This is a genomic window from Nocardia nova NBRC 15556 (assembly GCF_001613005.1).
GTDB classification, from domain to species: Bacteria; Actinomycetota; Actinomycetes; order Mycobacteriales; family Mycobacteriaceae; genus Nocardia; species Nocardia nova.
The window spans coordinates 173,499-196,836 of the sequence record NZ_BDBN01000001.1 but is presented as its reverse complement, the minus strand read 5'-3'; the positions used below and the strand labels follow the sequence as shown (position 1 = coordinate 196,836).

Below are 23,338 nucleotides of genomic sequence, written 5' to 3'. Positions count from 1 at the left end.
ACACCTCGAAATCGCCTGCCTCCATAGCGGCGCTGCGATTCGACCGCACAGCGCAACGGTTCCGCGCGGTGACCGGCCGCTGTATCGACCGGCCCCGCACGCCACAACCGTTGACGAGGCTACTACCCCTCGAAGACGAACCGGGGGAATGCGACGTCACCGGCGTAGCGAGCCGAATCACCGAGCGCGTCCTCGATGCGCAGCAGCTGGTTGTACTTGGCGACGCGTTCGCTGCGGGCCGGGGCGCCGGTCTTGATCTGACCGCTGCCGACCGCGACCGCCAGATCGGCGATGGTGGTGTCCTCGGTCTCGCCCGAGCGGTGGCTCATCATGGACTTGTAGCCGTTGCGGTGGGCCAGCTCGACCGCGTCCAGCGTCTCGGTGAGGGTGCCGATCTGGTTGACCTTCACCAGCAGCGCGTTGGCGGCGCCCTTGGCGATGCCGTCCTCGAGCCGCTCCGGGTTGGTGACGAACAGATCGTCGCCGACGAGCTGGATCTTGTCGCCGATCAGGTCGGTCAGCGCGACCCAGCCGTCCCAGTCGTCCTCCGACAGCGGGTCCTCGATCGAGACGAGCGGGTACGCGCCCAGCAGGTCATTGTAGAACTCGGCCATCTGCTCGGCGGTGCGCTCTGTGCCCTCGAACTTGTAGCCCGTTCCGGCGGTGTAGAACTCGGTCGCGGCCACGTCGAGAGCCAGCGCGACATCGCTGCCGAGGTTGTAGCCGGCCTTGCCGATCGCCGAGGCGATCAGGTCCAGCGCCTCGCGGGTGCCGCCGGCCAGATCCGGGGCGAAACCGCCCTCGTCGCCGAGGCCGGTGGACAGGCCCTTGGACTTCAGCTCGGCCTTGAGGGCGTGGTAGACCTCGGCACCCCAGCGCAGCGCCTCGCGGAAGGTGGGCGCACCGATCGGGGCGATCATGAATTCCTGCACGTCGACACTGGTGTCGGCGTGGGCGCCACCGTTGAGGATGTTCATCATGGGCACCGGCAGCACATGCGCGTTCGGCCCGCCCAGGTAGCGGAACAGTTCCAGGCCCGAGGACTCGGCGGCCGCGCGGGCCACCGCCAGCGATACACCCAGCAGGGCGTTGGCGCCCAGGCGGGACTTGTCCGGGGTGCCGTCCAGATCCAGCAGCACCTGGTCGACGGTGCGCTGCTCGACCGCGTCCAAGCCGATCACGGCCGGTGCGATCTCGTCCAGCACACCCTCGACGGCCTTGCGAACGCCCTTGCCGCCGTAGCGGTCGCCGCCGTCGCGCAGCTCCACGGCCTCGTGCTCGCCGGTGGAAGCGCCGGACGGCACCGCCGCGCGGGTCAGCGTGCCGTCGTCGAGAGCGATCTCGACCTCGACGGTGGGGTTACCGCGTGAATCCAGGATCTCGCGAGCTCCGACCTGTTCGATGATGGCCACGAAACGACACTCCTTCGGCTGCTGGCAATCAATTCGGGGGCCCTGCCCACCGCCGTCCACGAGCAGGTCGCACGGCGGGCCCGTGCGCCTGCGAGCCTAATGGGTGCGGTCCGGACCGCACGACACAGGTGGGCACGCGGTCCCGGTCGCCCGGCGCGCGGTCGTCAGGCGCGGCGGCCGACGCTGTATGCCGCCGCCTTCGTCCGCACGGTCGCCATATAGGTAGTGGACTGGTTGTAGGTCAGCACCGCCTTCTGCCAGCCCTCCGCGGTGCGCAGATCGCCGCCGCTGGCGCACAGGTAGCGCGCGGCGGTCAGCGAGGCGTCGTCGATGCTGTCCGGATCCGCGCGACCGTCCCCGTTGGCGTCCACACCCCAGTGCTGCCAGGTTTCGGGCAGGAATTGGAACGGCCCCTCGGCGCGCACGTAGACCGGGGCGCCGGCGCGTGCGGTGGCCTCGTCGTCGAGAATCCTTGCGACACCGGGTGATCCGTCCAAGGGGATGCCGCGGATCGGCGGGCGGACCTCGCCGTCGGCATCCAGCGCGGAACCGCCGTGGCGGCCGTGCTTGCTCTCCACCCTCGCGATACCCGCGATCGTGGTCCAGCCGATGCCGCAGTCGGGACGCGACCGGGCCATGACCTCGGTCGCGTATCCGTAGGCCTCGAGCGCGACCGTGGGGATGCCGAGCGCGTCCGACTGCGCTTGCGCCCAGTCACGCAACTGTTCGGCACTGCGACCGGGCGCATCGAGGTCGATCGGCGGAACCGGTGCCCCCGCACCGGGCGGAATGCCGTCCGGAATCGGGGGCAGGTTGTCGGTTCCCGCACATCCGGACAGCAGCGCGACCGCCGCGACGGCGGCGAACGCGAGGGGCCGGAATCCGGGGATGGTCGAACGCACGTTTCCATCATCCAGATTCGCGCGCGGATGGCACGCACCGTGACGGCGCACTCCACCCGACTCCGGCATACGAGCAGCTACCTTTCCCGCATCCGTTCCATATCGAAACGCTATGTCCAGCGGCGTACTTTAGGTAAGCCTTGCTTAAGATCAACGGAGCGACTAACTTCGCAGTCCGAGTCTTCACCACCTGCTTCATCCCCATTGCGAGGAAGGGAACTCCTGGTGAAAAACGTTCTCCGCGAACGTAAGACACCCCAGCACGAAGAAATCGAACCGATCGACCGCCGTACGCTCGCCCCCGAAGCCGCGGCGGCCGTGTTCTGTTCGGCCGAAGAGATCGCGATCACACTCGACCGCACCCCCGGTGGTTCCGCGCCGATCCGCCGCACCCTCGCCGATCCGGCGCTGATCCGGCTCGTGAACGCCTACGCCGCCGAACTTCCGGCCGCGGTGCGCACCGCCCTGCGACCGCCCGACACCCCCGCCGGTGCGACGATCATCGGCCGCCTGCCGGTGCGCGACGACGAGCTCGGCCCCACGCCGCCCGACTGGACCCATGCCGCCGAACCGGCGTGCCCGGAGTCGTTTCGCCTGGATATCGCCCTGTTGCTGCTCGCCCGCTGCGCCGGCGAACCCTTCGGCTGGCAGGGCCAGCAGGGTGGGCGGCTGGTCAACAACATCCTGCCCACACCCGGCCACGAACACGAACAGTCCGGCGCCAGCAGCACCACGCTGCTGAGCCCGCACACCGAGGACGCCTTCCATCCCGAGCGCGCACATCTGCTGTTGCTCGGCTGTCTGCGCAATCCCGACCGGGTGGGTACCACCATCTCCTCGGTCCGCCAGGTGAACCTGGATGCGGACGGGCGCCGGCTGCTCGCCGAACCGACACTGCCGATCCTGCCCGACGTCTCCTACGGCGAGGATTTCGGCGAGCACCACCCCGCCCCGGTGGCCACCGTCGGCGCCGGTGACGGCGGGCCGACCCTGCGCTACGACCCCGCCTACACTCCACTCGACGACGCGGGGGCCGAATACCGTTGCGCCTACTCCCATCTCGGCGTCGAATTGGAACGAGTCTGTCACCGTGCGGTGTTGGAGCCGGGGGAGTTGCTGCTGATGGACAATGATGTCGTCGTGCACGGCCGGGTTCCCTTCACGCCCCGATACGACGGGACCGACCGCTGGCTCAAGCGGGTCAACATCCGGCTGGCACGCCGTCGCGCACCGGCCGAGTCCGGCGAAAGCGGATACGGACAGAGGACGGTGCGGCCGTTCACGCCGAATCGCTATGCGGCACCGAATATCTCGCCCCGATGAACCGACCAGTGAACCGAGGAACGCAGTGAGCAGCCGCCCCACCCCGTTGCGCGTACTCAGCCGCAGCGATCTCGCCGATGTCCCGATCGCGCCCAACGAGGTGGTGCGCGCTGTCGAGGACGCCTATCTGGCCCTGGCACAGGGCGATTCGGACAACCCCCGCAAGCTCAGCGTGGCGCATCCGGACGGCTGGTCGGTGGCGTACGCGATGCTCGGGCGCGACGGCCGCCGCCGGGTGGTCGCGATGAAGACCTCGTACAAATTCGATCCGAGCCACGACCGCAGCACCAAGCGCTACTACACCACCATCACCCTCTACGACGACGCGACCGGCACCCCGATCGCGATGATGGACTGCGCGCGGGTCGGCGCGCTGCGCACACCGGCGGTGTCGGCGCTGCTGGTTCGCGAGACGGTGCGGCCGGGCGCGCGCAGCGTGCTGCTGATCGGCACCGGCACCCAGGGCCGAAACGCCCTGCCGCACTTGCTCGCCGCGAATCCGCAGTTGAACCGGCTGATGGTGTTCGGCACCCACCCCGAGGGGCTGGAAGCGGTGGGCACCCACCTGCGCGCGCACGCGCCGCACCTGGATCTCGACGTGGTCGACGATCCGCGCGCCGCGGCGGCGACGGCCGATGTGGTGCTCGCGACCGCCGGGCCCGGCACGCAGGTCGCCCTCGAATCCGATGATCTGGCACCGGGTTCGGTGGCCGTGCTGGTCGGTTACGGACTGGCGCCGTCGACTTTGACCGATGCCGATCGGGTGGTCGCGACCAGTGCCGAACAGATGGCGCTGACCGGCACCGATATGGCCGGGCCGGACGGTCGGCTGCGGTCGGTGGACGCGGAACTGCCCGCGATTCTCGGACGTCGGGCGACGGCGCGCACGAGGCCCGACGAACGTCTGTTCGTCTACAACAGCGGCCTGGTCCTCACCGATATCGCCGTCGCGCACGCGCTGGCCGAACGCGCCATCGCCGAGGGCCGGGGCACGGAGGTGCCGCTGTGGGACTGACCGGGGCGCACACCCCTGGCGCTACGCGTTCGTCCCGGCCGGCCGCGAACCGGACGACGATCCAGCCGCCCGCTACACCACGCGCGGGCCGCCCGGCGACAGCGCGGCGAGCGCGCCCATGCGGTATGCCCACTGCGCAAACAACTTTCGGCGACTCGAAGCGGTCGTCGGCCTCGGAGACGACGCGGTGACCGCGAGCCGGAGTACGCAGGCGCCCAACGATACGTTGACCTCTCCTTCGATCACAGCGCCGCCCCTCCCCGCTCACCGGGACGAGTGGGAGCGCCTACTGCTGGCCGACGCCCATCTGCTCGACGACATCGCCTATGCGGTCGGCGGCCCGTTCCACCTGCTGTACCCGGAGCGGGTGGGAGTCAACATCGACGGCTTCCGCGAGCAGTTCCGGCGCCACGGGGTGGACGGCGCGATCTACTACGGCAAGAAGGCCAACAAGTCCGCGGCCGTGGTGCGGGTGTGCGCCGAACACGGCGCCGGCGTCGATGTCGCCAGCGTCGGCGAGCTGAGTTCGGCTCTGGCCAACGGCATCCGGGGTCACGATCTGGTGGTGACCGGACCGGCCAAATCCGATGATCTGCTGTGGCTGGCCACCCGGCACGGCGCCCTGATCGCCGTCGACGACCCCGGCGAACTCGCCCGGCTCACCGGCCTCGGCGCCACCGCCCGCGTGCTGCTGCGGGTACTCCCGCCGGATTCGACCAGCCGATTCGGCATGACCGACATCGAGCTCGACACGGTGCTGCACCGCGCCGATCCGGCCCCGATCCGATTGGAGGGGTTCAGCTTTCACCTCTCCGGCTACGACCCGATCGCCCGTTCGGAATTGGCGGCCGCACTGGTAGACCGCTGCCGGCACGCCCGCGCCCTCGGACATCCGGTCACCACCATCTCCATCGGCGGCGGATTCGGCGTCGAGTACCTGCCGGACACGGCCTGGCGCGCCTTCACCGAGGCACACGGTCCGCACTGGTTCCACGCGGACAAGACGTTCGATTCGTATTACCCCTACCACCAGCGTCCCGCCGGATCGGCCGCGCTGGCCGCCATCCTCGACCACGGCGATCTGGTGAAAGTTCTTCGCGCCCATGCTATTCGGCTCGCCGTCGAGCCGGGGCGCGCACTGCTGGACCGCGCGGGCAGCACCGTGTTCCGCGTTCAGGGCGTGAAAACGCGGACGGCACAGTCGATTCCCTACCAGCTGCTCACCGTCGACGGCACCAGCCTGAGCCTGTCCGAGCAATGGTTCGACAGCGAATATCTGCCCGACCCGGTGCTGTGGCCGATGCGGCCGGGTGCGGTGACTCCGGCCTGCGTCGGCGCCGCGACCTGCCTGGAATCGGACATGCTGAGCTGGCGGCGCATTCCGCTGCCACGTCCGGCCGTGGTCGGCGATCTGCTCGTCTACCCGAATACCGCCGGGTATCAGATGGATTCGAACGAATCGTCGTTCCACGATCTCCCCATCCCGCCGAAGGTGCTGCTGTCGAGCAGCCCGGACGCGGATCCCGCGCAGCCGCCGCGGCTGCGCTGGGCGCTCGAACGATAGCCCCGTTTCCCCACCACAACCCCGAGGAGACTCGCATGCCGATCGTCACGCGCGTGACGGACCTGATCGGAAACACTCCCCTGTTCGAGCTGGCCGTCACCGACGGCGGCACTCGGCTGCTACTGAAACTCGAACAGTGCAATCCGACCGGCGCGGCGAAGATCCGGATGGCCCGCGAAATGGTGCTCGATGCCGAACGCCGGGGTTTGCTGAGAGATGGCGGACATATTATCGAGTCCACATCCGGGAATACCGGACTGGGACTGGCGGTGGTCGCGGCCGAACGCGGCTATCGATTCACCGCCGTCGTGGACCACCACGCCTGTAAGGACAAACTGCGCGCGATGCGAGCCATGGGTGCCGACCTCGTCTACGTCGCCGCCGAGGGCGACGACAGCCTGGCCACCTCCGCCCGGGAGGATCTGGCCGAGGCGATGGCGGCCGCGCGGCCGGACGCCTACTTCACCGAGCAGCACAACAACGAGGCCAATCCGGTCGGCTACTACGCCGTCGCCGAGGAGTTGCTGGCCGACCTCGGACATGTCGACATCCTGCTGTCGGCGGTCGGCACCGGCGGATCGTTGTTCGGCACCGCGCGACGGCTGCGCGACCTGGGCCATCCCGCGCGGGTGATCGGGGTGGAACCGGTCGGATCGATCGCCTTCGGCGGGCCGGGCGGACCGTACTGGCAGTCCGGCACCGGCACCCCGCCCGGCGCGACCGTCGGTACGGCCGTGGACTATTCGCTGCTGGACGAGGGAGTCACCGTCTCGGACGTGGACGCCTTCGCCACCGCCCGCGCGGTCGCGCAGCGTTCCGGTCTGCTCATCGGCGGATCGGCGGGCGGCTCGGTGTACGTGGCACTGCAGCGGCTCGAGGAATTCGAACCGGGCTCGACGATCGTCACCATCGTCTGCGACAGCGGCGAGAAGTATCTCGACACGGTCTTCGACGACGAATGGATGAGCGATCGCGATCTGCTCGATCGCACCGCCGAGCACGCGGTCACCGACCTGCTGGACCGCTACGCCCCCGGAGCCCCGGCCGCGTCCGAAGCACGAAATCTCGTGGGGGCTCGATGAATCCGGGCGATGCCCGGGAGGTCCGGGCATGACCGCCGCCACACCCCGCGGCGACGGACGCCGGCTGACGGCACTCGCGACGCCCATCGCGCTGACCCAACTGGCCCAGGTCGCGATCTCGACCACCAATATCGCGTTGATGGGCAGCCTCGGCGTCGACCAGGTGGCGGCCGGCGGGCTGGCACTGGTGTTGTTCAACCAGATCCGCACCATGTGCGTCGGGTTGATCACCGCCAGTGGCAATCAGGTGGCAACCGTGGTGAGCCGGGCCGAGAAGCAGCACCGCAGCCCCGAGCTCGAGATCCGCGATGTGGTCCGATCGAGCTTCCTCATCGCGACCGCGGCGGGGTTGCTCGGCGGTCTCATCCTGGTCGGCCTGGGCTGGTCGCTGCAGTGGCTGGGCCAAGACGCGGCGGTGCTGGCCGCGGCCCGGCCGATGATGGTGGCGCTCGCCCCCGGCCTGCTGCCGTGCCTGTGGTTCCAGGTATTGCGCCAGTACACCGTCGGCATGCAAAAGCCGCAGGCACTGCTGGTGGTGACGCTCGGCTCGGTGGCCTTGAACGCGGTGGTCGCGCTGGCGCTGATCCACGGCTGGGCCGGACTGCCCGCCCTGGGACTGACCGGCGTCGGCGTGGCGTCCTCGGTCGTCTTCCTCGTCACCTTCGCGGTGTTCTGGGTGATGGTGCGCCGCGACGCCGCGCTGGGGCCGACGCTGCCGATGCGGATGTGGCCGGTACGCCGGCCAACGGTCACCGCGGAACTGCGGCTCGGCGCGCCGATCGCCCTCACCTACGGCTCCGAGGCCGGCATGTTCTCGGTGCTGGCCTTGGCGATGGGCACGCTCGGCCCGGCGGCGCTGGCCGCGCACAACGTGGTGTATCAGCTCGTCTACATCGTGTTCCAGGTCGCGGTGGGGCTCTCGCACGGGGTCTCGATCCTGGTCAGCCGGGCCGTGGCCCGCGACGAGTTCCGCCGCGCCCAGAATCTGGCCTGGCTGGTGTTGCGGCAGGCGGCCGTGGTGGCCGCCGTGGTCGGCGTCCTGTACGTCGCGGCGCCCGATCTGGTGCTGCGTCCGTTCCTCACCGGCCGCGACGGGGCCACCATCGAGCTCGCGCACAGCCTGCTGCTGATCGCCGTCGTCCTGCAGTTCTTCGACGCCGCGCAGAACATCGGCAACGGCCTGCTGCGCGGGATCAAGGACACCCGGGCCGGATTCCGGTTGTCGCTGGTGGGTTATTGGATCGTCGGACTGCCGACGGCGTTGCTGCTCGCCTTCCCGCTGGGTCTGGGCGCGAGCGGCGTGTGGTGGGGGCTGACCGCGGGCCTGGCCGCGACGGCCGCGCTGATGCTGCGGCGATATTTCTCGCTGCTGCATCACCGCGAGGTCGCCGAACCCCGCCAGTTGGCCGACAGCCTCAACTGATCCGTACGCACCCCTACCACCAGTGCGGTTCACCTCGGCGGCTCGCACCCCAGCAAGTAAGCGGCACAACGGTTTACACTGGGGTGCCAGTCGCGGCCGATGCCGCCGCGTGAGCCGACCGTGAGGTGACGAGATGGTAGCCAGTGCCGGAGAACGTCAGCAGCCCGCGACCGAGCATCCCGAACTGGACATCCTGCCCACCTGGCCGCTGGACACCATCGCTGTCCTGGTGACCACCGATCCGTCGCCGCACGCGATTCCCGTGAGCTGGCCGGTGCGCGCCGACGATCGGCGAATCCTGTTGAGCCTCAAGTTCGATCGCGGGTCCCTGGCCCGGCTGCGCAAACGTCCCGACGTCGCGCTGCTGATCCTCGGCGGCGGCAATGTGGCCCTGTGCGCCCGCGGTCGCGCGCGAGTGATCGCCGATCCGATGCCCGGCGCCGAGGACTATGTGGCCGTCGCCATCGATGTCGAGGTGATCGACGACCACCGCCAGGGCGCGTTCGAGGTCGAGGCGGGCATCCAGCGCACGGTTCTCGACGAACCGGAACTCGAATACCTCCGCTCGCGTGTCGCCACCCTGCAGCAGATGGTCGACGCGAAGAATTGACGGCATGATCGCCGCCTTCTCGGTCACCCCGCTCGGCACCGGCGCCGATGTGGGCCGTGCCGTCGCCGAAGCCGTCCGCATCGTCCGCGCCAGCGGGCTGCCGAACGAAACCAACGCCATGTTCACCACGCTCGAGGGGGAATGGGACGAGGTGATGGCGGTCATCAAGCAGGCCTCCGACGCCGTCCTCGCGGTCGCGCCGCGCTGCAGCCTCGTGATCAAGGCCGATATTCGTCCGGGAGTCACCGGCGCCCTCACGTCGAAGGTCGAGACCGTCGAACGCTATCTCGCGGAAGGCTCCTGACCACCCGACACGGGCGAGCCGACCGGGCGCGACCTCACGGCCGGCGCTGCCGGTCCCCCAGCGAGTCGGCGAAGGTTTCCCAATGGGCGCGCCACTCGTCGGGACCCAGCGGTCCGCGTACGCCGCGGGTCCGCTCGGCCGCGTCCTCGGCGGCCCGGATTCGCGCCGCGAAGTCCAGCGTGGCCTTGCGGAGCCGCTCCTCGGCACTTTCGGGTCCGCCCAGGTGAATCACCCGCAGCTCCTCCGGGACCAGATCCTCGGGCAATCCCGCCTTCGCGCTACGGGAGCGAACTTTCTCCGCCAGCGCCAGCGCGGGTTGCGCCATCGCGATCCCGTCCAGGCAGGAGCGGCGCGCCTTCTCGGTGAGTTTGCGTTCCTCCCAGGCCCTTTCCTGGGCGGCGACCTTCGCGGCCACATCCGCACCGGCGTCCACGACCGGATCCGACAGATGCGGACTGCGGTGCACCAGTTTCGCGACCAACGCCGCGGCCACATCGTCGACCGTGAATTCGCCTGCGGCCTGGGCGATCCGGGAATGGAACAGCACCTGCAGCAGCAGATCGCCGAGTTCCTCCTTGATCGTCTCCGCATCGCCGTGCTGGATGGCGTCGAGGAGTTCGTAGGTCTCCTCCAGCAGATACGGCCGCAGCGAGTCGTGGGTCTGGGTGACCTCCCAGCCACCGAAATCCCACAGCCGGTCCATGACCTCGACGGCCTCGGTCAGGCCGTGCGCGACCCGTGCGGAATCAGCCGCGGCGTCGTCGGTTCCGCCCGACGGGCGCTCGCCCCGGTCCTCGCTCACCCGACCGCGACCTCCGCGCCCATCGCGAGGTCGACCATGCCCTTCGGCTTGCCGTCGAGCGCCAGCAGCAGATCGGCGACGAACTGCAACAACTGCACATCGCGCACCCGCGCCGCGCCGACGCTGTCCTCCACCCGCGGCAGCGGCAGCTGCACGATGCCCGTGGTGGGCCGGTAGTTCGCACTCGGATACAGCCGCTTGAGCCGCATCTGCTTCGAATCGGGCAGCTGCAGCGGCGACACCTTCAGCGTGGTGCCCGTGACACCGACCTCCTGGATGCCGTACTCGCGGCACAGCAGTCGCAACTTGGCGACCGACACCAACCGGCCGACCTCCACCGGCAGCGGGCCGTACCGGTCGACGAGCTCCTCCACCACGGCCGCGAGCGCCGAATCATCCTGTGCCGCAGCCAGTTTGCGGTAGGCCTCCAGCCGCAGCCGGTCGCTGGCGATGTAGTCGGGCGGAATGTGCGCATCCACCGGCAGGTCGATCCGCACCTCCTTGACCTCTTCCTCGGTCGTGATCGGCCGGCCGTCGGCGGCGGCGCGATAGGCCTCCACCGCCTCACCGACCAGGCGCACGTAGAGATCGAAGCCGACGCCGGCGACATGTCCGGACTGTTCGGCGCCGAGAACGTTTCCGGCGCCGCGGATTTCGAGGTCCTTCATCGCCACGGCCATACCCGCGCCGAGATCGGAGTTCTGCGAGATGGTGGCGAGGCGGTCGTAGGCCGTTTCGGTGAGCGGCTTCTCGCCCGGGTACAGGAAGTAGGCGTATCCGCGTTCCCGGCTGCGCCCGACCCGGCCGCGCAGCTGGTGCAGCTGCGAAAGTCCCAGAGCGTCGGCCCGTTCGACGATCAGTGTATTGGCGTTGGAGATGTCCAGACCGGTCTCGATGATCGTGGTGCACACCAGCACGTCGAACTCGCGCTCCCAGAAGCCCTGCACGGTCTTCTCCAGCGTGTCCTCGTTCATCTGGCCGTGCGCCACCGCCACCCGCGCCTCGGGCACCAGATCGCGAATTCGCTTGGCGGCCTTGTCGATCGAGGAGACGCGGTTGTGCACGTAGAAGACCTGGCCGTCGCGCAGCAGTTCGCGGCGCACGGCAGCGGCCACCTGCTTGTCGTTGTAGCCGCCGACGTAGGTGAGGACGGGGTGGCGCTCCTCGGGCGGGGTGAGAATGGTCGACATCTCGCGGATCCCGGCCAGACTCATCTCCAGGGTGCGCGGAATCGGCGTGGCCGACATGGTCAGCACGTCGACGTGGGTGCGCAGCGCCTTGATGTGTTCCTTGTGCTCGACGCCGAACCGCTGCTCCTCGTCGATGATCACGAGGCCGAGTTCCTTCCACCGCAGACCGGTCTGCAGCAGCCGGTGCGTGCCGACCACGATGTCGACCTCACCGGTGGCCATACCGTCGATCACCTCGCGCGATTCCGCCGGATCGGTGAAGCGGGACAGACCCTTCACCGTGACCGGGAATCCGGCGACGCGTTCGGCGAAGGTCTGCAGATGTTGCTGTGCCAGCAGCGTTGTCGGCACCAGTACGGCGACCTGCTTACCGTCCTGAACGGCCTTGAACGCCGCGCGCACCGCGATCTCGGTCTTGCCGTAGCCGACGTCGCCGCAGATCACCCGGTCCATCGGGACCGGCCGCTCCATATCGGCCTTCACCTCGGCGATAGCGGTGAGCTGGTCGTGGGTCTCGGTGAACGCGAACGCGTCCTCCATCTCCTGCTGCCACGGCGTATCGGGGGCGAACGCGTGGCCGGGCGCGGCCTGCCGCGCGGCGTACAACTGCACGAGTTCGGTGGCGATCTCGCGAACGGCCTTGCGCGCCTTGCGTTTCGTATTCGCCCAGTCGGATCCGCCGAGTTTGGAAAGACTCGGCATCTCCCCGCCCACGTAGCGGGAGAGCTGATCCAGCGAGTCCATCGGCACGTACAACCGGTCGCCGGGCTGGCCGCGCTTGCTGGGCGCGTATTCGATCACCAGGTATTCGCGCCGAGCGCCGCCGACGGTGCGTTCGATCATCTCCACGAACCGGCCGATGCCGTGCTGATCGTGCACGACCATATCGCCCGAGCTCAATGCCAGCGGATCGACCTGATTGCGCCGGCGGGCGGGGAGCTTCTTCCCCTCGCCGGGCGCGGTGACGCGGTTGCCGGTCAGATCGGATTCGGCGATGACGACCAGTTTCGCGTCGTCGAACACGATGCCGTCGTGCAGTGAACCGCACAGCACGCCGACCAGCCCGCGCACCGGTTCGGCGCCCGGCTCGAGCGCCGCGGCCGGCACCTCGGCATCGGCGAGGCGTTCCTGAATGCGTTGCGCCGTACCGTGTCCCGCGACCACGATCACCGCGCGCCCACCGGTGGTCACGTGCGCGCGCAGCGAGGCGAAGACGGTCGCGACCAGTTCCTCCGAACCGCGGGCCGCCGGGGCCGACAGCACCGGCAGCACGATCTCCGCGGGGTCGTCGGCGGCCAGCGGGCTCAGCGTCCACCACGGCAATCCGCGCGACTCGACACCGGCCCGCACGACATCCAGGCCGCGATACGCCGAGGACGCCAGATCCAGACCGTGCGCACCCAACGGGGCCGAACCGCCGAAGGAGGCGGCCGTCCACGACGCCTCGAGGAATTCCTGTCCGGTGCGGACCAGATCGGCGGCGCGGGTGCGGATCTTCTCCGGATCGCACAGCAGCACATGCGACTGCGTCGGCACCACATCGGTGAGCAGCTGGAGCTCGCCCGGCCGCAGCACCGGCAGCAGCGCCTCCATACCCTCCACGGGGATGCCCTGCGCCAGCTTCTCCAGCATTTCGACCAGCGCCGCGTCGGCCGGGTTGTCCGCGGCCACCTTCGCCGCGGATTCGCGCAGGTCCTCGGTCAGCAACAGTTCCCGGCAGGGCTGCGCCACAACGAGATCCACCTCGACCTCGGTGAGCGAACGCTGATCGGCGACCGAGAACGCGCGCAGTTCACTGATCTCGTCGCCCCAGAATTCCACACGCACCGGGTGATCGGCGGTGGGTGGGAAAATGTCGAGAATGCCGCCGCGGACCGCGAATTCGCCACGCTTGCCGACCATATCGGCGCGCTCGTAGGCGAATTCGACCAGCCGCGTGGTCAATTCGTCGAAATCGAATTCGGCGCCGACGCGCAGCACGATGGGTTCGATCTCGCCCAGTCCGGGGGCCATCGGCTGCATGAGCGACCGGACCGTGGTGACCACCACCTGCAGCGGTTCCGGATGGCCCGGATCCTCCGGATGCGCCAGCCGCCGCAGCACCTGCAACCGCCGGCCCACGGTGTCGGCGCTGGGCGACAATCGTTCGTGCGGCAGCGTCTCCCAGGACGGGAACAGCGCGACCCGATCGCCGATGATCTCGCTCAGCTCGACGGTCAGATCGTCGGCCTCCCGCCCGGTAGCGGTCACCACCACCAGCGGCCGCGCGGCCGCGACGGTCGCCGCCACGAACGGCCGGATCGCCGAGGGCGCGACCAGTTGCACCGAGGAGCGCCCGATCAATTCCCGAACCTGACTCAGCGCGGCATCGGCACCGGCCACCTCGGCCAGTCCCGCAAGAGGTGGGCGATGGCTCGGCATGAAAGAAACTCCCGGCTGCACAGATCGGCGAATCAGAGCGACCAATCGAGTCTATGTTTTCGGCCTCCGCTTCGCTCCGGCGGGGTTCTCGGCCCTCAGGCCTCGATTTTTCCCTCCTCCGCTCAGTCGCTGCGCTCCCTCGCTCCGTCAGTCCACAATCGAGGCGGCCGAGAACCACTCAGGCGCACATCTCGCAAATGCGGGGCTCCGGCGTTCACAGGTACCGTCGTCTGACGTCGCGACCGATTACGGCACGTACCTGCGCAGCCGCCGGGCCGCGAATTCCCGGAAGTACGCCACCTTCTCGTCCGGCACGATCGAGGGCAGCAGGAAGTACCACATGCGTTCCATGCGCACCGCCATCTGGTCGATGGATTCGGTGCCGACGGCGGTGATGTGGACTCCGGCGGTCATCTCCTGCAGGAGAAGGCCGATGGTTTCGGGGTCGAGGTCGGGCTTGAGATCGCCCTGGGCGATGGCCCGCTCGGCGAGCAGTATCTGGGTTTCGCCCCAGGTCTTGGTGATGTTCTCGCCCGAGGCGCCGCGATAGTCACCGATCTGGTGCGTGAGTTTGAGCATCGCGCCCACCATCGGATCGTTCATGGTGAGGTCGGCGACGACGTAGGTGATGCCGATGGCGGCTTCGAGGGCGGGCACGCGCGGGTCGAAGAAGCCCTGGCAGGCGCCGCGCAGTCGTTCGTTGCCCTGGTCGACTACGGCGCGCGCGAGTTCTTCCTTGGATCCGAAGTGGAAGTACAGTGCGCCCTTGGTGACGTTGGATTGCGAGATGATCTCGCTGAGGCTCGCATTCGCGTAACCGAGTCGCAGAAAGACGTCGGCCGCGCCTGCCAGCACCGAATCGCGGGTGATTTCCGCACGCGCTTGCCTAGCCATCAGATCCGCCTGTCCTCAAACCAGCCATCCTGAAGTAGACCGATATCCCGAAGTTGACCGACATCACAGCTCGAACAGCACTTGAAGGATGGGTGAACCGTACCATCCGACCGGCCGTCGCCAGCGGAATCGAGCATTAAGACCAGTCTCCTTCGCAAACAATGGGCTAACCGTCCAGTTCGGTCCCCTATTACCCCCCGGCATCGCCACCGCCGGTCAGCCGGGTGTCGCGCTCGGCCATTCGGAGGCCAGCTGCGGATCGGCCTCGAGGTGGGTGAGTCCGTTCCAGCACAGGTTGACCAGATGCGCGGCGACCACCTCTTTGGAGGGCTGCCGCTCGTCGAGCCACCAGGTGGCCGCGGTGGCGACCATGCCGACCAGGGCTTGCGCGTAGAGAGTGGCGAGACTGGTGTCGAAGCCGCGGCGTTCGAAATCGCCGGCGAGGATGTGCGCGACCTGGTTGACCGCCTCGTTCAGCAGGCTGGAATAGGTGCCGGCGGCAGCCGAGGCGGGCTGATCGCGCATCAGGATCCGGAAACCGTCGGTGCGCTCCTCGATATAGGTCAGCAGCGCCAGGGCGACCTGTTCCAGCCGGACGCGGGAGCGGTTCCGGGTCAGCGACGAGGTGATCATGTCCAGCAGCGTCGACATCTCGCGGTCGACGACCACCGCGTAGAGCCCTTCCTTACCGCCGAAGTGTTCGTACACAACGGGTTTGGAGACCTGAGCGCGCTGGGCGATCTCCTCGATGGAGGTGGCGTCGTATCCGCGTTCGGCGAACAGCGCCCGTCCGATCTCGATCAACTGCTGGCGCCGCTGCGTTCCGGTCATCCGCGGGCGCGGCACCCGCGCCGCATCACCCGAAGTCATCGCTGCTCCCCCGCCTCTCTCCCCCGCCTCTCCGGGAATCTTGCCGGTCGTAGGTACCTGGAGATTTCTCGGCCGGGCCGGCGGTCGGCAGCGCACCCGCGGTCAGGGCGTGCCCGACGAGTTACCCATGTGCTTTCGAAATCAGATGTTGCGTTGGGCAAATTTACCCGACCGCGACCGGGCCATCTCGCAGACCCGCGACCACGCGTGGGAAAATCTGCCCGCAATTCGCGGAGATGCGGGGAAACGTGCGAGGATATTGCGCGCATGCCGTGCGTAGTGGTGGACCCGTAGGGTTCATCGGTGCGACGATCCGCCGTAGTGTAATGGCAGCACCACTGATTTTGGTTCAGTTAGTTCAGGTTCGAGTCCTGGCGGCGGAGCTGGCGATGGGGCTGTGACCTGCGTGAATATCGAGTGAAGCCCCGAGCCGGGGCCCGGGCCCGAGTGGACTAGGGTGTGGGCGGACGGCCAGCCGCCGGGCCCGCCGCAGGCCGGATCTGCGAAGGTCCGGCGCAGGCAGCGACAGCCGCAGGCCAAAGACAGCGCGTACCAGCACGATGACAGGCAGCCGAGGGAGATCCATGCCACAGCAGACCGCCGTCGTCGTTCTCGCCGCCGGTGCCGGAACTCGAATGCGGTCCAAGACACCGAAAGTGCTGCATTCGCTCGCCGGGCGCAGCATGCTCGAGCACGCCCTGCACGCGGCGAACGAGATCGACCCCACCGCCCTGATCACGGTGATCGGCCACGACCGCGAACAGGTCGGCGCCGCGGTGAATTCCGTTGCGGCAGAACTGGGTCGCGAGATCACCTCCGCAGTGCAGGAACAGCAGCTGGGCACCGGGCACGCGGTGCAGTGCGCCCTGACGGCGCTGCCCGCGGACTTCGCCGGCGACCTGCTGGTGACCTCCGCCGATGTGCCGCTGCTGGACGGGCACACCCTTTCGGCCCTGCTGGACGAGCATCGCAGTTATCAACCGCGTTCCGCGGTCACGGTTTTGACCTTCGTTCCGGAGGATCCGAACGGGTACGGCCGGATCGTGCGCGACGCCGACGGCGGTGTGCTCGAGATCGTCGAACACGCCGATGCCACGCCGGAGCAAGCGGCGATCAACGAAGTCAATTCCGGCGTCTACGTTTTCGACGTCGCCGTGCTGCGGACGATGATCAGCCGCCTGACGACCGCCAACGCCCAGCACGAGCTGTATCTGACCGATGTCCTGAAGCTGGCGCGCGAGGCCGGTAATCCGGTGCACGGCGCGCGTCTGGTCGACGCCGCCAAGGTCACCGGCGTCAACGACCGGGTGCAGATGGCCCAGGCCGCCCGCACGCTGAACCGCTACATCCTCGAGCGCCATATGCGCGCCGGAGTCACGGTCATCGATCCGGCCACCACCTGGGTGGATGCGAGTGTGCGCATCGGCCGCGACGCGGTGCTGCGCCCCGGCGTGCAACTGCTCGGCAATACCGTGATCGGCGAGGATGCCGAGGTCGGCCCCGATTCCACCCTGACCGATGTGCTCGTCGGCGAGGGCGCGAAGGTGGTCCGGACCCACGGCGAGGGCGCGACCATCGCGGCCGCCGCCACAATCGGGCCGTTTGCCTATTTGAGACCGGGGACCATCGTCGGCGAATCCGGCAAGATCGGCGCATTCGTGGAGACCAAGAACGCCTCGATCGGCGCACATTCGAAGGTCCCGCATCTGACCTACGTCGGCGACGCCACGATCGGCGAATACAGCAACATCGGCGCATCGAGCGTGTTCGTCAACTACGACGGTGTGAAGAAACACCACACCGTCGTGGGTTCGCATGTGCGCACGGGCAGCGACACGATGTTCGTGGCGCCGGTGACCGTGGGCGATGGCGCATATTCGGCAGCGGGTACTGTGCTGCGTAGAAACGTTCCGCCGGGAGCGCTGGCGGTGTCCGGCGGAGCGCAGAAGAACATTGAGGGCTGGGTGCAGCGGTATCGTCCCGGGACGGCCGCGGCGCAGGCGGCGGCGGAGGCGATCGCGGCCGATGACAGAGCGAGTCAGGCAACCGAGCAAAAGGATGGCAACACAGAGTGACCGCGTTCTCCACCGATAACCAGAAGAACCTGATGCTGTTCTCGGGGCGCGCTCACCCCGAGCTGGCCGAGCAGGTCGCGAAGGAACTCGACGTCGCGATCACGCCGCAAACCGCCCGCGAGTTCGCCAACGGCGAGATCTTCGTTCGCTTCGAAGAATCGGTACGCGGCTCGGATGCCTTTGTGCTGCAGAGCTTTCCGGCGCCGCTGAACCAGTGGCTGATGGAACAGCTCATCATGATCGATGCGCTCAAGCGCGGTTCGGCCAAGCGGATCACCGCCGTCCTGCCGTTCTACCCCTACGCCCGCCAGGACAAGAAGCACCGCGGCCGCGAGCCCATCTCCGCTCGCCTGGTCGCCGATCTGCTCAAGACCGCCGGCGCGGACCGCATCATCACCGTCGACCTGCACACCGATCAGATCCAGGGCTTCTTCGACGGCCCGGTCGACCACATGCACGCGCTGGTCCAGCTGTCGGAGTACGTGCGCAACCACTACAGCACCGAGAACGTCACCATCGTCTCCCCCGACGCCGGTCGCGTGAAGGTGGCCGAGAAGTGGGCCGACGCGCTCGGTGGCGCGCCGGTGGCGTTCATCCACAAGACCCGCGACCCGCTGGTGCCGAACCAGGTCAAGTCGCATCGTCCCGTCGGTGACGTCGCGGGCCGCACCTGCATCCTGATCGACGACATGATCGACACCGGTGGCACCATCGCCGAGGCCGTGCGCGTGCTGCGTGAGGCCGGGGCCGGCGATGTGGTCATCGCCGCCACCCACGGCGTGCTGTCCTCCCCCGCGGCGGAGCGCCTGGCCTCCTGCGGCGCCAAGGAGGTCATCGTCACCAACACCCTGCCGATCACCGAGGACAAGAAGTTCCCCTCGCTGACCGTGCTGTCGATCGCCCCGCTGCTGGCGCGGACGATTCGCGAGGTCTTCGAGAACGGGTCGGTCACCGGCCTGTTCAACGGCTCCGCTTAAGCCGTTCCGCCTCTCCGCGTATTCAGCGTGTCGTCGGGTGGGCGGTGAGTTGGCAGTCGGTCTCGCCTTCGGGGCGTGTCGGCTTTCGGGCGTGCCCGGGGAGTTACCCATGTGCTTGCGAAATCAGTCGTTCCTTCGGGTGTCTATCCGAGGGGGCGGCTGATTTTGTATTGGTCTTTGTTCTCTCCTCTTCTTTCGTGATCAGCGGTAGCGTTGGTTGTAGGGTGCACCGCGAATGTTGAGGGTGTGCCGGGCCTACGAGAGAGGTGGGCACGGATGGCCGACGACGACACTTACCCGTTGATGGACGAGGTGTTCGAAATGGGCGATGACGAGCGCGAAGACCTGGATTACGACCTCGGTGACGATGAACAGGCCGACGAGATCCGCGAATATCAGCGCTACATCGACGATCCGCCCGACGACCTGGAGATCAGGTATCACGAGAACGACGACGACGGCCGCCTGGGGATTCGCAGCGAACTCGACCAGGAATGGACCCGCCGCCGGCATCGTCAGGAATTGCGCGACGAGGACGAGCGGCCCGCCGAAGTCGCCGCCATCGAGGTGGTCGACGAGCCGGGCGACTGAGCGGCGGCCGGTCGGAGCGGGCGCCGCGGAATATGTCCGCGGCGGTCGCTAAGTTGGCGGTATGAGCGGATTCGCGGGGTTCCCGTTCGCCGGGCTCGACTCCTACGAGGATTTGGAAGCCGACAACTCGAAGGCTTTCTGGACCGCCAACAAACACGTCTACGAACAGTCCGTGCGGGCGCCGATGATCGCGCTCACCACGGAACTGGAGAACGACTTCGGACCGGCGAAGATCTTCCGGCCGTATCGCGACGTGCGGTTCTCCAAGAACAAGGCGCCCTACAAGGACCATCAGGGCGCGGTGGTCCGTACCGCCCCGGGAGCGGGGTGGTACGTCCAGATCGGCGCGCCCGGGCTGTATGTGGCCGGTGGGGTGTACGCGCCCACGCCCGAGCAGCTCGCGCGGCTGCGCACCACCATCGACGACGAGGTGCGCGGCTACGAATTGCAGGCGCTGCTGGACGGTTTGGCGGCAGTCGGCTATGTGATCGGCGGGGAGCAACTGAAGACCCGTCCCAAGGGTTTCCCCGCCGACCATCCGCGCATCGACCTGCTGCGCCACAAATCTCTCGTGATCCACAAGGACTTCGGCGCACCGCCCTGGCTGGAAACACCGCGCGCCGCGACCGAAGTCCGAGCCGCCTGGGAAGACCTGCGGCCGGCCGTCGAGTGGCTGGCCGCGGTCATCGGCAACTGACCTCGGCGCAGCACCCGCGCCGGGCGATCAGCGTCGTTCGGCGAGGACCAGGGCGAAGCGGTCGTCCGGATCGGTCCACACCTGTTCGGTGGCGAATCCGGCGCTGTCCAGTTCCCGGCCGAGTCCGTCGACGCGGAACTTGGCCGAGATCTCGGTGCGCATCTGCTCACCCTGGGCGAAGTCCACGACCAGGTCGAGGTCGGCGACCGTGACCCTCATATCCCGGGTTGCCGCCAACCGCATCTCGATCCATTCGTTCTCCGCGTCCCAGTGGGCGATATGGGCGAAGGCGTCCGGGTCGAAGTCGGCATGCAATCGAGAGTTCAACACGTGCAGGACGTTTCGGTTGAATTCGGCCGTCACTCCCGCGGCGTCGTCGTAGGCGGGCACCAGCACGGCCGGATCGGTGACCAGTCCGGCCCCCAGCAGCAGTTGCTCACCCGGCTCGAGCACCTGCTGAACGCCGGCCAGGAATTCGGCCCGCTCCTGCGGGACCAGATTGCCGATGGTGCCGCCCAGGAAGGCGATCATGCGGCGACCGCCGCGCGGAAGATTGTGCAGGGTTCGGGTGAAATCGCTGACCACCCCGTGCACCGCGAGATTCGGGAATTCGGTGCTGATCTGCTCGGCGGCACCGCGCAGCGCCGACACCGACACATCCTGCGGCACATAGGTCTTCAGCGGCCCCTCGGACAACAGCGCCGAGAGCAGCAGACGCGTCTTGGCGGCCGAGCCGGCGCCCAGCTCCACCAGTACCTCGGCCTGGGCGGTGCGCGCGATCTCGCCGACCACCCGCTCCAGTAACGCGCGCTCCGTGCGAGTCGGGTAGTACTCCGGCAGTTCGGTGATCGCTTCGAACAGTTCGCTGCCGCGCGCGTCGTAGAACCACTTCGGCGGCAGCGTTTTCGGATTCGCGGTGAGTCCGATCCGAGCGTCCGATCGCAGGGCTGCGTCGAGATCGTCGTCGGTGAGGTGGATGTCCAGCGTCGGTTCGATCATGTACGGGCCCTTTCGGATTCATCAGGTCCTGCGGAGAGAACAGGTTGTGCCGCGTCCAGCGGCTCGACCACGAGAAGGCCGGGCCGCACCGTCAGCAGCTGCCGGTCGGTAATCGCCTGCCAGCGCGGGTCGTCGTCGTACGGTTCGGAGGACACCACCGCGAAATCGTCGGCGACGAGCACCGACAGCGAATGGTGAACGGTTGTGGCCCAGAGTGTTTCGCCGTCCCCGAGCAACAGGTTCAGCCGGGCACTCGGCGCCTGCGCCAGTACGGCGCGAACCGTCGCCGACACCGCGGCGGCGACCGCCCGGAGCCGGGCGTCGGACTCGCTGCGGCCTGCGAAGGTCGAAGACATCGCGCCGATTCCGTTCAACGCGGCACGCAGCACCACCCAGAGCGCGGCCGAATCGGTCGCGGATTCGGCATCCAGCAGATCCGGCGACCCGAATCGCGTTGCCACCGCGGGCAATACCGTGCGCCAGTTCTGGATCACGCCGTTGTGGCTGAACGCCCATCCGCCGTCGGTGAACGGAGCACAGGCCGTTCGCTCCACCGGCATGCCGACCGTGGCCGAACGCACCGCGGCCAGCACCGCGGGCGAGGACAGCTGCGGCAGCACCTCTTCGACCGCGGGGTCGGTCCAGATCGGCGCGGGGTTGCGATAGCGGCTCGCGGTTCCTGCCCCGGTCCACCACGCGACTCCGAAACCGTCGGCGTTGACGGTTCCCCCGTGGCGCATATCGTCGGGCGCCCACGACTGGGTGCGCAGCGAATGCGTGCCACGGGTGAGCAGTTCGCCGACCGGAGCCGGCGGTCCCAGATAGCCGAGATGTCGGCACATCAGCGCTCGTCCGGTCGCAGGTCGCGGGCGAGGCGGAAGCCGGAGAAGATCTGACGGCGGATCGGGTGGTCCCAGTTGCGGAAGGTGCTGCGGCAGGCGACCGGGTCGGTGCCGAAGGATCCGCCGCGCAGGACGCGGTAGTCACCGCCGAAGAACACCTCGGAGTATTCGCGGTACGGGAACGCGGCGAATCCGGGATACGGCTCGAAACCCGATGCGGTCCATTCCCAGACGTCGCCGATCAACTGATGCACCCCGGACGGTGACGCACCGGCAGGGTACGCGCCGACATCGGCCGGTTCCAGATGGCGCTGCCCCAGATTGGCGGTGGTCTCGTCGGGTTCGGCGTCGCCCCACGGATATCGCCGCGACCGCCCGGTGGCCGGATCGAACCGCGCGGCCTTCTCCCATTCGGCCTCGGTGGGCAAACGCTTCCCGGCCCAGTTGGCGTAGGCCTCGGCCTCGAACCAGCACACATGCACCACCGGCTGCTGCGGGCGCACCGGCGCCAGGGTGCCGAAAACCCGTCGCCACCAGCGGTTGTCGCTGTCTCGCTCCCAGAACTGGGGTGCGGTCAGATCGGCCTCCACACGATAGGCCCAGCCACGCTCCGACCACAGCCCGGGCCGGTGATAGCCACCGTCGTCGATGAACGCCAGATACTGCGCATTCGTCACCGGCGCCGCGTCGATCGCGAAGCCGGGCAGCTGGACGCGATGTTCGGGGCGCTCGTTGTCGAGTGCCCACGGGTCAGACGAGGTGCCCATGGTGAATTCGCCTGCGGGAATGACGACTTCGTCGCCGACCGCGACGCGCGCGGCCGGTGCGGGCGCGGCTGTCAGCACCGCGACGCCCGCGCGCAGCTGATGGGTGGCCAGCATGGTCTCGTCGTGCTGTTGCTCGTGCTGGGCGATCATGCCGAAGGCGAAACCCCTGTCCACCAGACGGTTTCCCCGCAGCGGACTGGAATTCAGGACATCGAGCACCTTGTCACGCACGGTGCGCACGTACCCGCGTGCCTGCACCGGATCCAGCAGCGGCAGCGCCGGACGGTCGGCGCGGGCATGCCGGAAGGCGTCGTAGAGGTGGTCGATATCGGCCCGCACCGGCTCACGCCCGCCGACATCGCGGACCAGCCACAGTTCCTCCTGGTTGCCGATATGCGCCAGATCCCACACCAGCGGGCTCATCAGCGGCGAATGCTGGGCAACCAGCTCGGCCTCGTCGACCGCCTCGGTCAGCACCGTCGTGCGGGCGCGGGCGCGGGTCAGGACCTCCGCGATCTGTGTGCGTAATCGCTCGGCCGCGGCGTGATCGGTTCCGATGTGAACGGTCATCAGTGCTC

20 protein-coding genes and 1 tRNA gene are annotated in these 23,338 nt (G+C 68.3%); 12 read left to right on the top strand and 9 right to left on the bottom strand.

Annotated elements, in window-relative coordinates; all coding sequences use genetic code 11:
- Positions 1–122 precede the first annotated feature (122 nt).
- Entirely contained in the window at positions 123–1,412 is a 1,290-nt protein-coding gene (eno, locus tag NN2_RS00875; protein WP_063009361.1) for a phosphopyruvate hydratase, read from the bottom strand.
- A 164-nt stretch (positions 1,413–1,576) separates the two neighbouring features.
- Positions 1,577–2,383 carry a lytic transglycosylase domain-containing protein gene (locus NN2_RS00870; protein WP_082856620.1) on the bottom strand — a complete coding sequence of 269 codons (807 nt, stop codon included), beginning with the start codon at positions 2,381–2,383 and terminating at the stop codon, positions 1,577–1,579.
- Between the two features lie 156 nt (positions 2,384–2,539).
- Here NN2_RS00870 and NN2_RS00865 point away from each other — a divergent pair, with 156 nt between their 5' ends.
- The 7 genes from NN2_RS00865 to NN2_RS00835 all read left to right on the top strand — a co-directional run bounded on the left by NN2_RS00865 (position 2,540) and on the right by NN2_RS00835 (position 9,635).
- On the top strand, positions 2,540–3,637 hold the full coding sequence (locus NN2_RS00865; RefSeq protein WP_063009359.1) for a TauD/TfdA family dioxygenase: 1,098 nt from the start codon (positions 2,540–2,542) through the stop codon (positions 3,635–3,637).
- A gap of 25 nt (positions 3,638–3,662) precedes the next feature.
- Positions 3,663–4,652, top strand: a complete 990-nt coding sequence (locus NN2_RS00860) for an ornithine cyclodeaminase family protein (protein WP_227463031.1) — start codon at positions 3,663–3,665, stop codon at positions 4,650–4,652.
- A gap of 187 nt (positions 4,653–4,839) precedes the next feature.
- Complete coding sequence (locus NN2_RS00855; protein WP_245658473.1) at positions 4,840–6,216, top strand: type III PLP-dependent enzyme domain-containing protein; 1,377 nt, start codon at positions 4,840–4,842, stop codon at positions 6,214–6,216.
- A gap of 35 nt (positions 6,217–6,251) precedes the next feature.
- Positions 6,252–7,298: a PLP-dependent cysteine synthase family protein gene (locus tag NN2_RS00850; RefSeq protein ID WP_063009357.1), complete on the top strand. Its 1,047-nt coding sequence runs from the start codon at positions 6,252–6,254 to the stop codon at positions 7,296–7,298.
- Positions 7,299–7,326: 28 nt separating this feature from the next.
- Positions 7,327–8,721, top strand: coding sequence for an MATE family efflux transporter (locus NN2_RS00845; protein WP_063009355.1), 1,395 nt, complete (start codon positions 7,327–7,329; stop codon positions 8,719–8,721).
- A 133-nt stretch (positions 8,722–8,854) separates the two neighbouring features.
- On the top strand, positions 8,855–9,331 hold the full coding sequence (locus tag NN2_RS00840; protein ID WP_030515243.1) for a pyridoxamine 5'-phosphate oxidase family protein: 477 nt from the start codon (positions 8,855–8,857) through the stop codon (positions 9,329–9,331).
- 4 nt (positions 9,332–9,335) lie between these two features.
- Positions 9,336–9,635: an MTH1187 family thiamine-binding protein gene (locus NN2_RS00835; RefSeq protein WP_030515242.1), complete on the top strand. Its 300-nt coding sequence runs from the start codon at positions 9,336–9,338 to the stop codon at positions 9,633–9,635.
- Between the two features lie 34 nt (positions 9,636–9,669).
- Here NN2_RS00835 and NN2_RS00830 read toward each other — a convergent pair whose 3' ends face one another.
- From NN2_RS00830 to NN2_RS00815, 4 genes are all read right to left on the bottom strand, one after another.
- Positions 9,670–10,338, bottom strand: a complete 669-nt coding sequence (locus tag NN2_RS00830; RefSeq protein ID WP_081879464.1) for a nucleoside triphosphate pyrophosphohydrolase — start codon at positions 10,336–10,338, stop codon at positions 9,670–9,672.
- 95 nt (positions 10,339–10,433) lie between these two features.
- Positions 10,434–14,048: a transcription-repair coupling factor gene (gene mfd / locus NN2_RS00825; RefSeq protein ID WP_063009353.1), complete on the bottom strand. Its 3,615-nt coding sequence runs from the start codon at positions 14,046–14,048 to the stop codon at positions 10,434–10,436.
- A gap of 246 nt (positions 14,049–14,294) precedes the next feature.
- Positions 14,295–14,942, bottom strand: coding sequence for a TetR family transcriptional regulator (locus NN2_RS00820; RefSeq protein ID WP_040721767.1), 648 nt, complete (start codon positions 14,940–14,942; stop codon positions 14,295–14,297).
- Positions 14,943–15,158: 216 nt separating this feature from the next.
- Positions 15,159–15,773, bottom strand: a complete 615-nt coding sequence (locus tag NN2_RS00815) for a TetR/AcrR family transcriptional regulator (RefSeq protein ID WP_063009351.1) — start codon at positions 15,771–15,773, stop codon at positions 15,159–15,161.
- Between the two features lie 351 nt (positions 15,774–16,124).
- On the opposite strand from NN2_RS00815, the gene NN2_RS00810 reads away from it, so the two are divergent.
- The 5 genes from NN2_RS00810 (at position 16,125) to NN2_RS00790 (ending at position 20,152) form a co-directional block, all read left to right on the top strand.
- Positions 16,125–16,195 (top strand) — tRNA-Gln (locus tag NN2_RS00810).
- 201 nt (positions 16,196–16,396) lie between these two features.
- Positions 16,397–17,887, top strand: coding sequence for a bifunctional UDP-N-acetylglucosamine diphosphorylase/glucosamine-1-phosphate N-acetyltransferase GlmU (gene glmU, locus NN2_RS00805; RefSeq protein WP_063009349.1), 1,491 nt, complete (start codon positions 16,397–16,399; stop codon positions 17,885–17,887).
- Positions 17,884–18,864, top strand: a complete 981-nt coding sequence (locus NN2_RS00800) for a ribose-phosphate diphosphokinase (RefSeq protein WP_030515237.1) — start codon at positions 17,884–17,886, stop codon at positions 18,862–18,864. The genes glmU and NN2_RS00800 overlap by 4 nt, the downstream gene beginning before the upstream one ends.
- Positions 18,865–19,140: 276 nt before the next feature.
- Positions 19,141–19,455 (top strand): hypothetical protein, encoded by a 315-nt coding sequence (locus NN2_RS00795; RefSeq protein WP_051043132.1) that lies wholly within the window; start codon positions 19,141–19,143, stop codon positions 19,453–19,455.
- A 61-nt stretch (positions 19,456–19,516) separates the two neighbouring features.
- Positions 19,517–20,152, top strand: coding sequence for a DUF2461 domain-containing protein (locus NN2_RS00790; RefSeq protein WP_063009347.1), 636 nt, complete (start codon positions 19,517–19,519; stop codon positions 20,150–20,152).
- Between the two features lie 27 nt (positions 20,153–20,179).
- Here the strand turns inward: NN2_RS00790 and egtD are convergent, their stop codons facing one another.
- From egtD to egtB, 3 genes are read right to left on the bottom strand one after another with little or no spacing between them, the layout of a single operon-like run.
- Positions 20,180–21,151, bottom strand: a complete 972-nt coding sequence (egtD, locus tag NN2_RS00785) for an L-histidine N(alpha)-methyltransferase (RefSeq protein ID WP_063009345.1) — start codon at positions 21,149–21,151, stop codon at positions 20,180–20,182.
- Positions 21,148–21,993 carry an ergothioneine biosynthesis protein EgtC gene (gene egtC, locus NN2_RS00780; protein ID WP_063009343.1) on the bottom strand — a complete coding sequence of 282 codons (846 nt, stop codon included), beginning with the start codon at positions 21,991–21,993 and terminating at the stop codon, positions 21,148–21,150. The genes egtD and egtC overlap by 4 nt, the downstream gene beginning before the upstream one ends.
- Positions 21,993–23,330: an ergothioneine biosynthesis protein EgtB gene (egtB, locus tag NN2_RS00775; protein WP_063009341.1), complete on the bottom strand. Its 1,338-nt coding sequence runs from the start codon at positions 23,328–23,330 to the stop codon at positions 21,993–21,995. Before egtB ends, egtC begins: the two co-directional genes overlap by 1 nt.
- Between the last annotated feature and the right edge of the window lie 8 nt (positions 23,331–23,338).

What these genes read in the sequence shown, in the direction of transcription:
- NN2_RS00870 (WP_082856620.1), bottom strand. Translation starts at nt 2,383, where the DNA reads ATGCCGGAGTCGGGTGGAGTGCGCCGTCACGGTGCGTGCCATCCGCGC.
- NN2_RS00850 (WP_063009357.1), top strand. Translation starts at nt 6,252, where the DNA reads ATGCCGATCGTCACGCGCGTGACGGACCTGATCGGAAACACTCCCCTG.
- NN2_RS00845 (WP_063009355.1), top strand. Translation starts at nt 7,327, where the DNA reads ATGACCGCCGCCACACCCCGCGGCGACGGACGCCGGCTGACGGCACTC.
- NN2_RS00840 (WP_030515243.1), top strand. Translation starts at nt 8,855, where the DNA reads ATGGTAGCCAGTGCCGGAGAACGTCAGCAGCCCGCGACCGAGCATCCC.
- NN2_RS00835 (WP_030515242.1), top strand. Translation starts at nt 9,336, where the DNA reads ATGATCGCCGCCTTCTCGGTCACCCCGCTCGGCACCGGCGCCGATGTG.
- NN2_RS00830 (WP_081879464.1), bottom strand. Translation starts at nt 10,338, where the DNA reads ATGGACCGGCTGTGGGATTTCGGTGGCTGGGAGGTCACCCAGACCCAC.
- mfd (WP_063009353.1), bottom strand. Translation starts at nt 14,048, where the DNA reads ATGCCGAGCCATCGCCCACCTCTTGCGGGACTGGCCGAGGTGGCCGGT.
- NN2_RS00820 (WP_040721767.1), bottom strand. Translation starts at nt 14,942, where the DNA reads ATGGCTAGGCAAGCGCGTGCGGAAATCACCCGCGATTCGGTGCTGGCA.
- NN2_RS00815 (WP_063009351.1), bottom strand. Translation starts at nt 15,773, where the DNA reads ATGACCGGAACGCAGCGGCGCCAGCAGTTGATCGAGATCGGACGGGCG.
- glmU (WP_063009349.1), top strand. Translation starts at nt 16,397, where the DNA reads ATGCCACAGCAGACCGCCGTCGTCGTTCTCGCCGCCGGTGCCGGAACT.
- NN2_RS00795 (WP_051043132.1), top strand. Translation starts at nt 19,141, where the DNA reads ATGGCCGACGACGACACTTACCCGTTGATGGACGAGGTGTTCGAAATG.
- NN2_RS00790 (WP_063009347.1), top strand. Translation starts at nt 19,517, where the DNA reads ATGAGCGGATTCGCGGGGTTCCCGTTCGCCGGGCTCGACTCCTACGAG.
- egtD (WP_063009345.1), bottom strand. Translation starts at nt 21,151, where the DNA reads ATGATCGAACCGACGCTGGACATCCACCTCACCGACGACGATCTCGAC.
- egtC (WP_063009343.1), bottom strand. Translation starts at nt 21,993, where the DNA reads ATGTGCCGACATCTCGGCTATCTGGGACCGCCGGCTCCGGTCGGCGAA.
- egtB (WP_063009341.1), bottom strand. Translation starts at nt 23,330, where the DNA reads ATGACCGTTCACATCGGAACCGATCACGCCGCGGCCGAGCGATTACGC.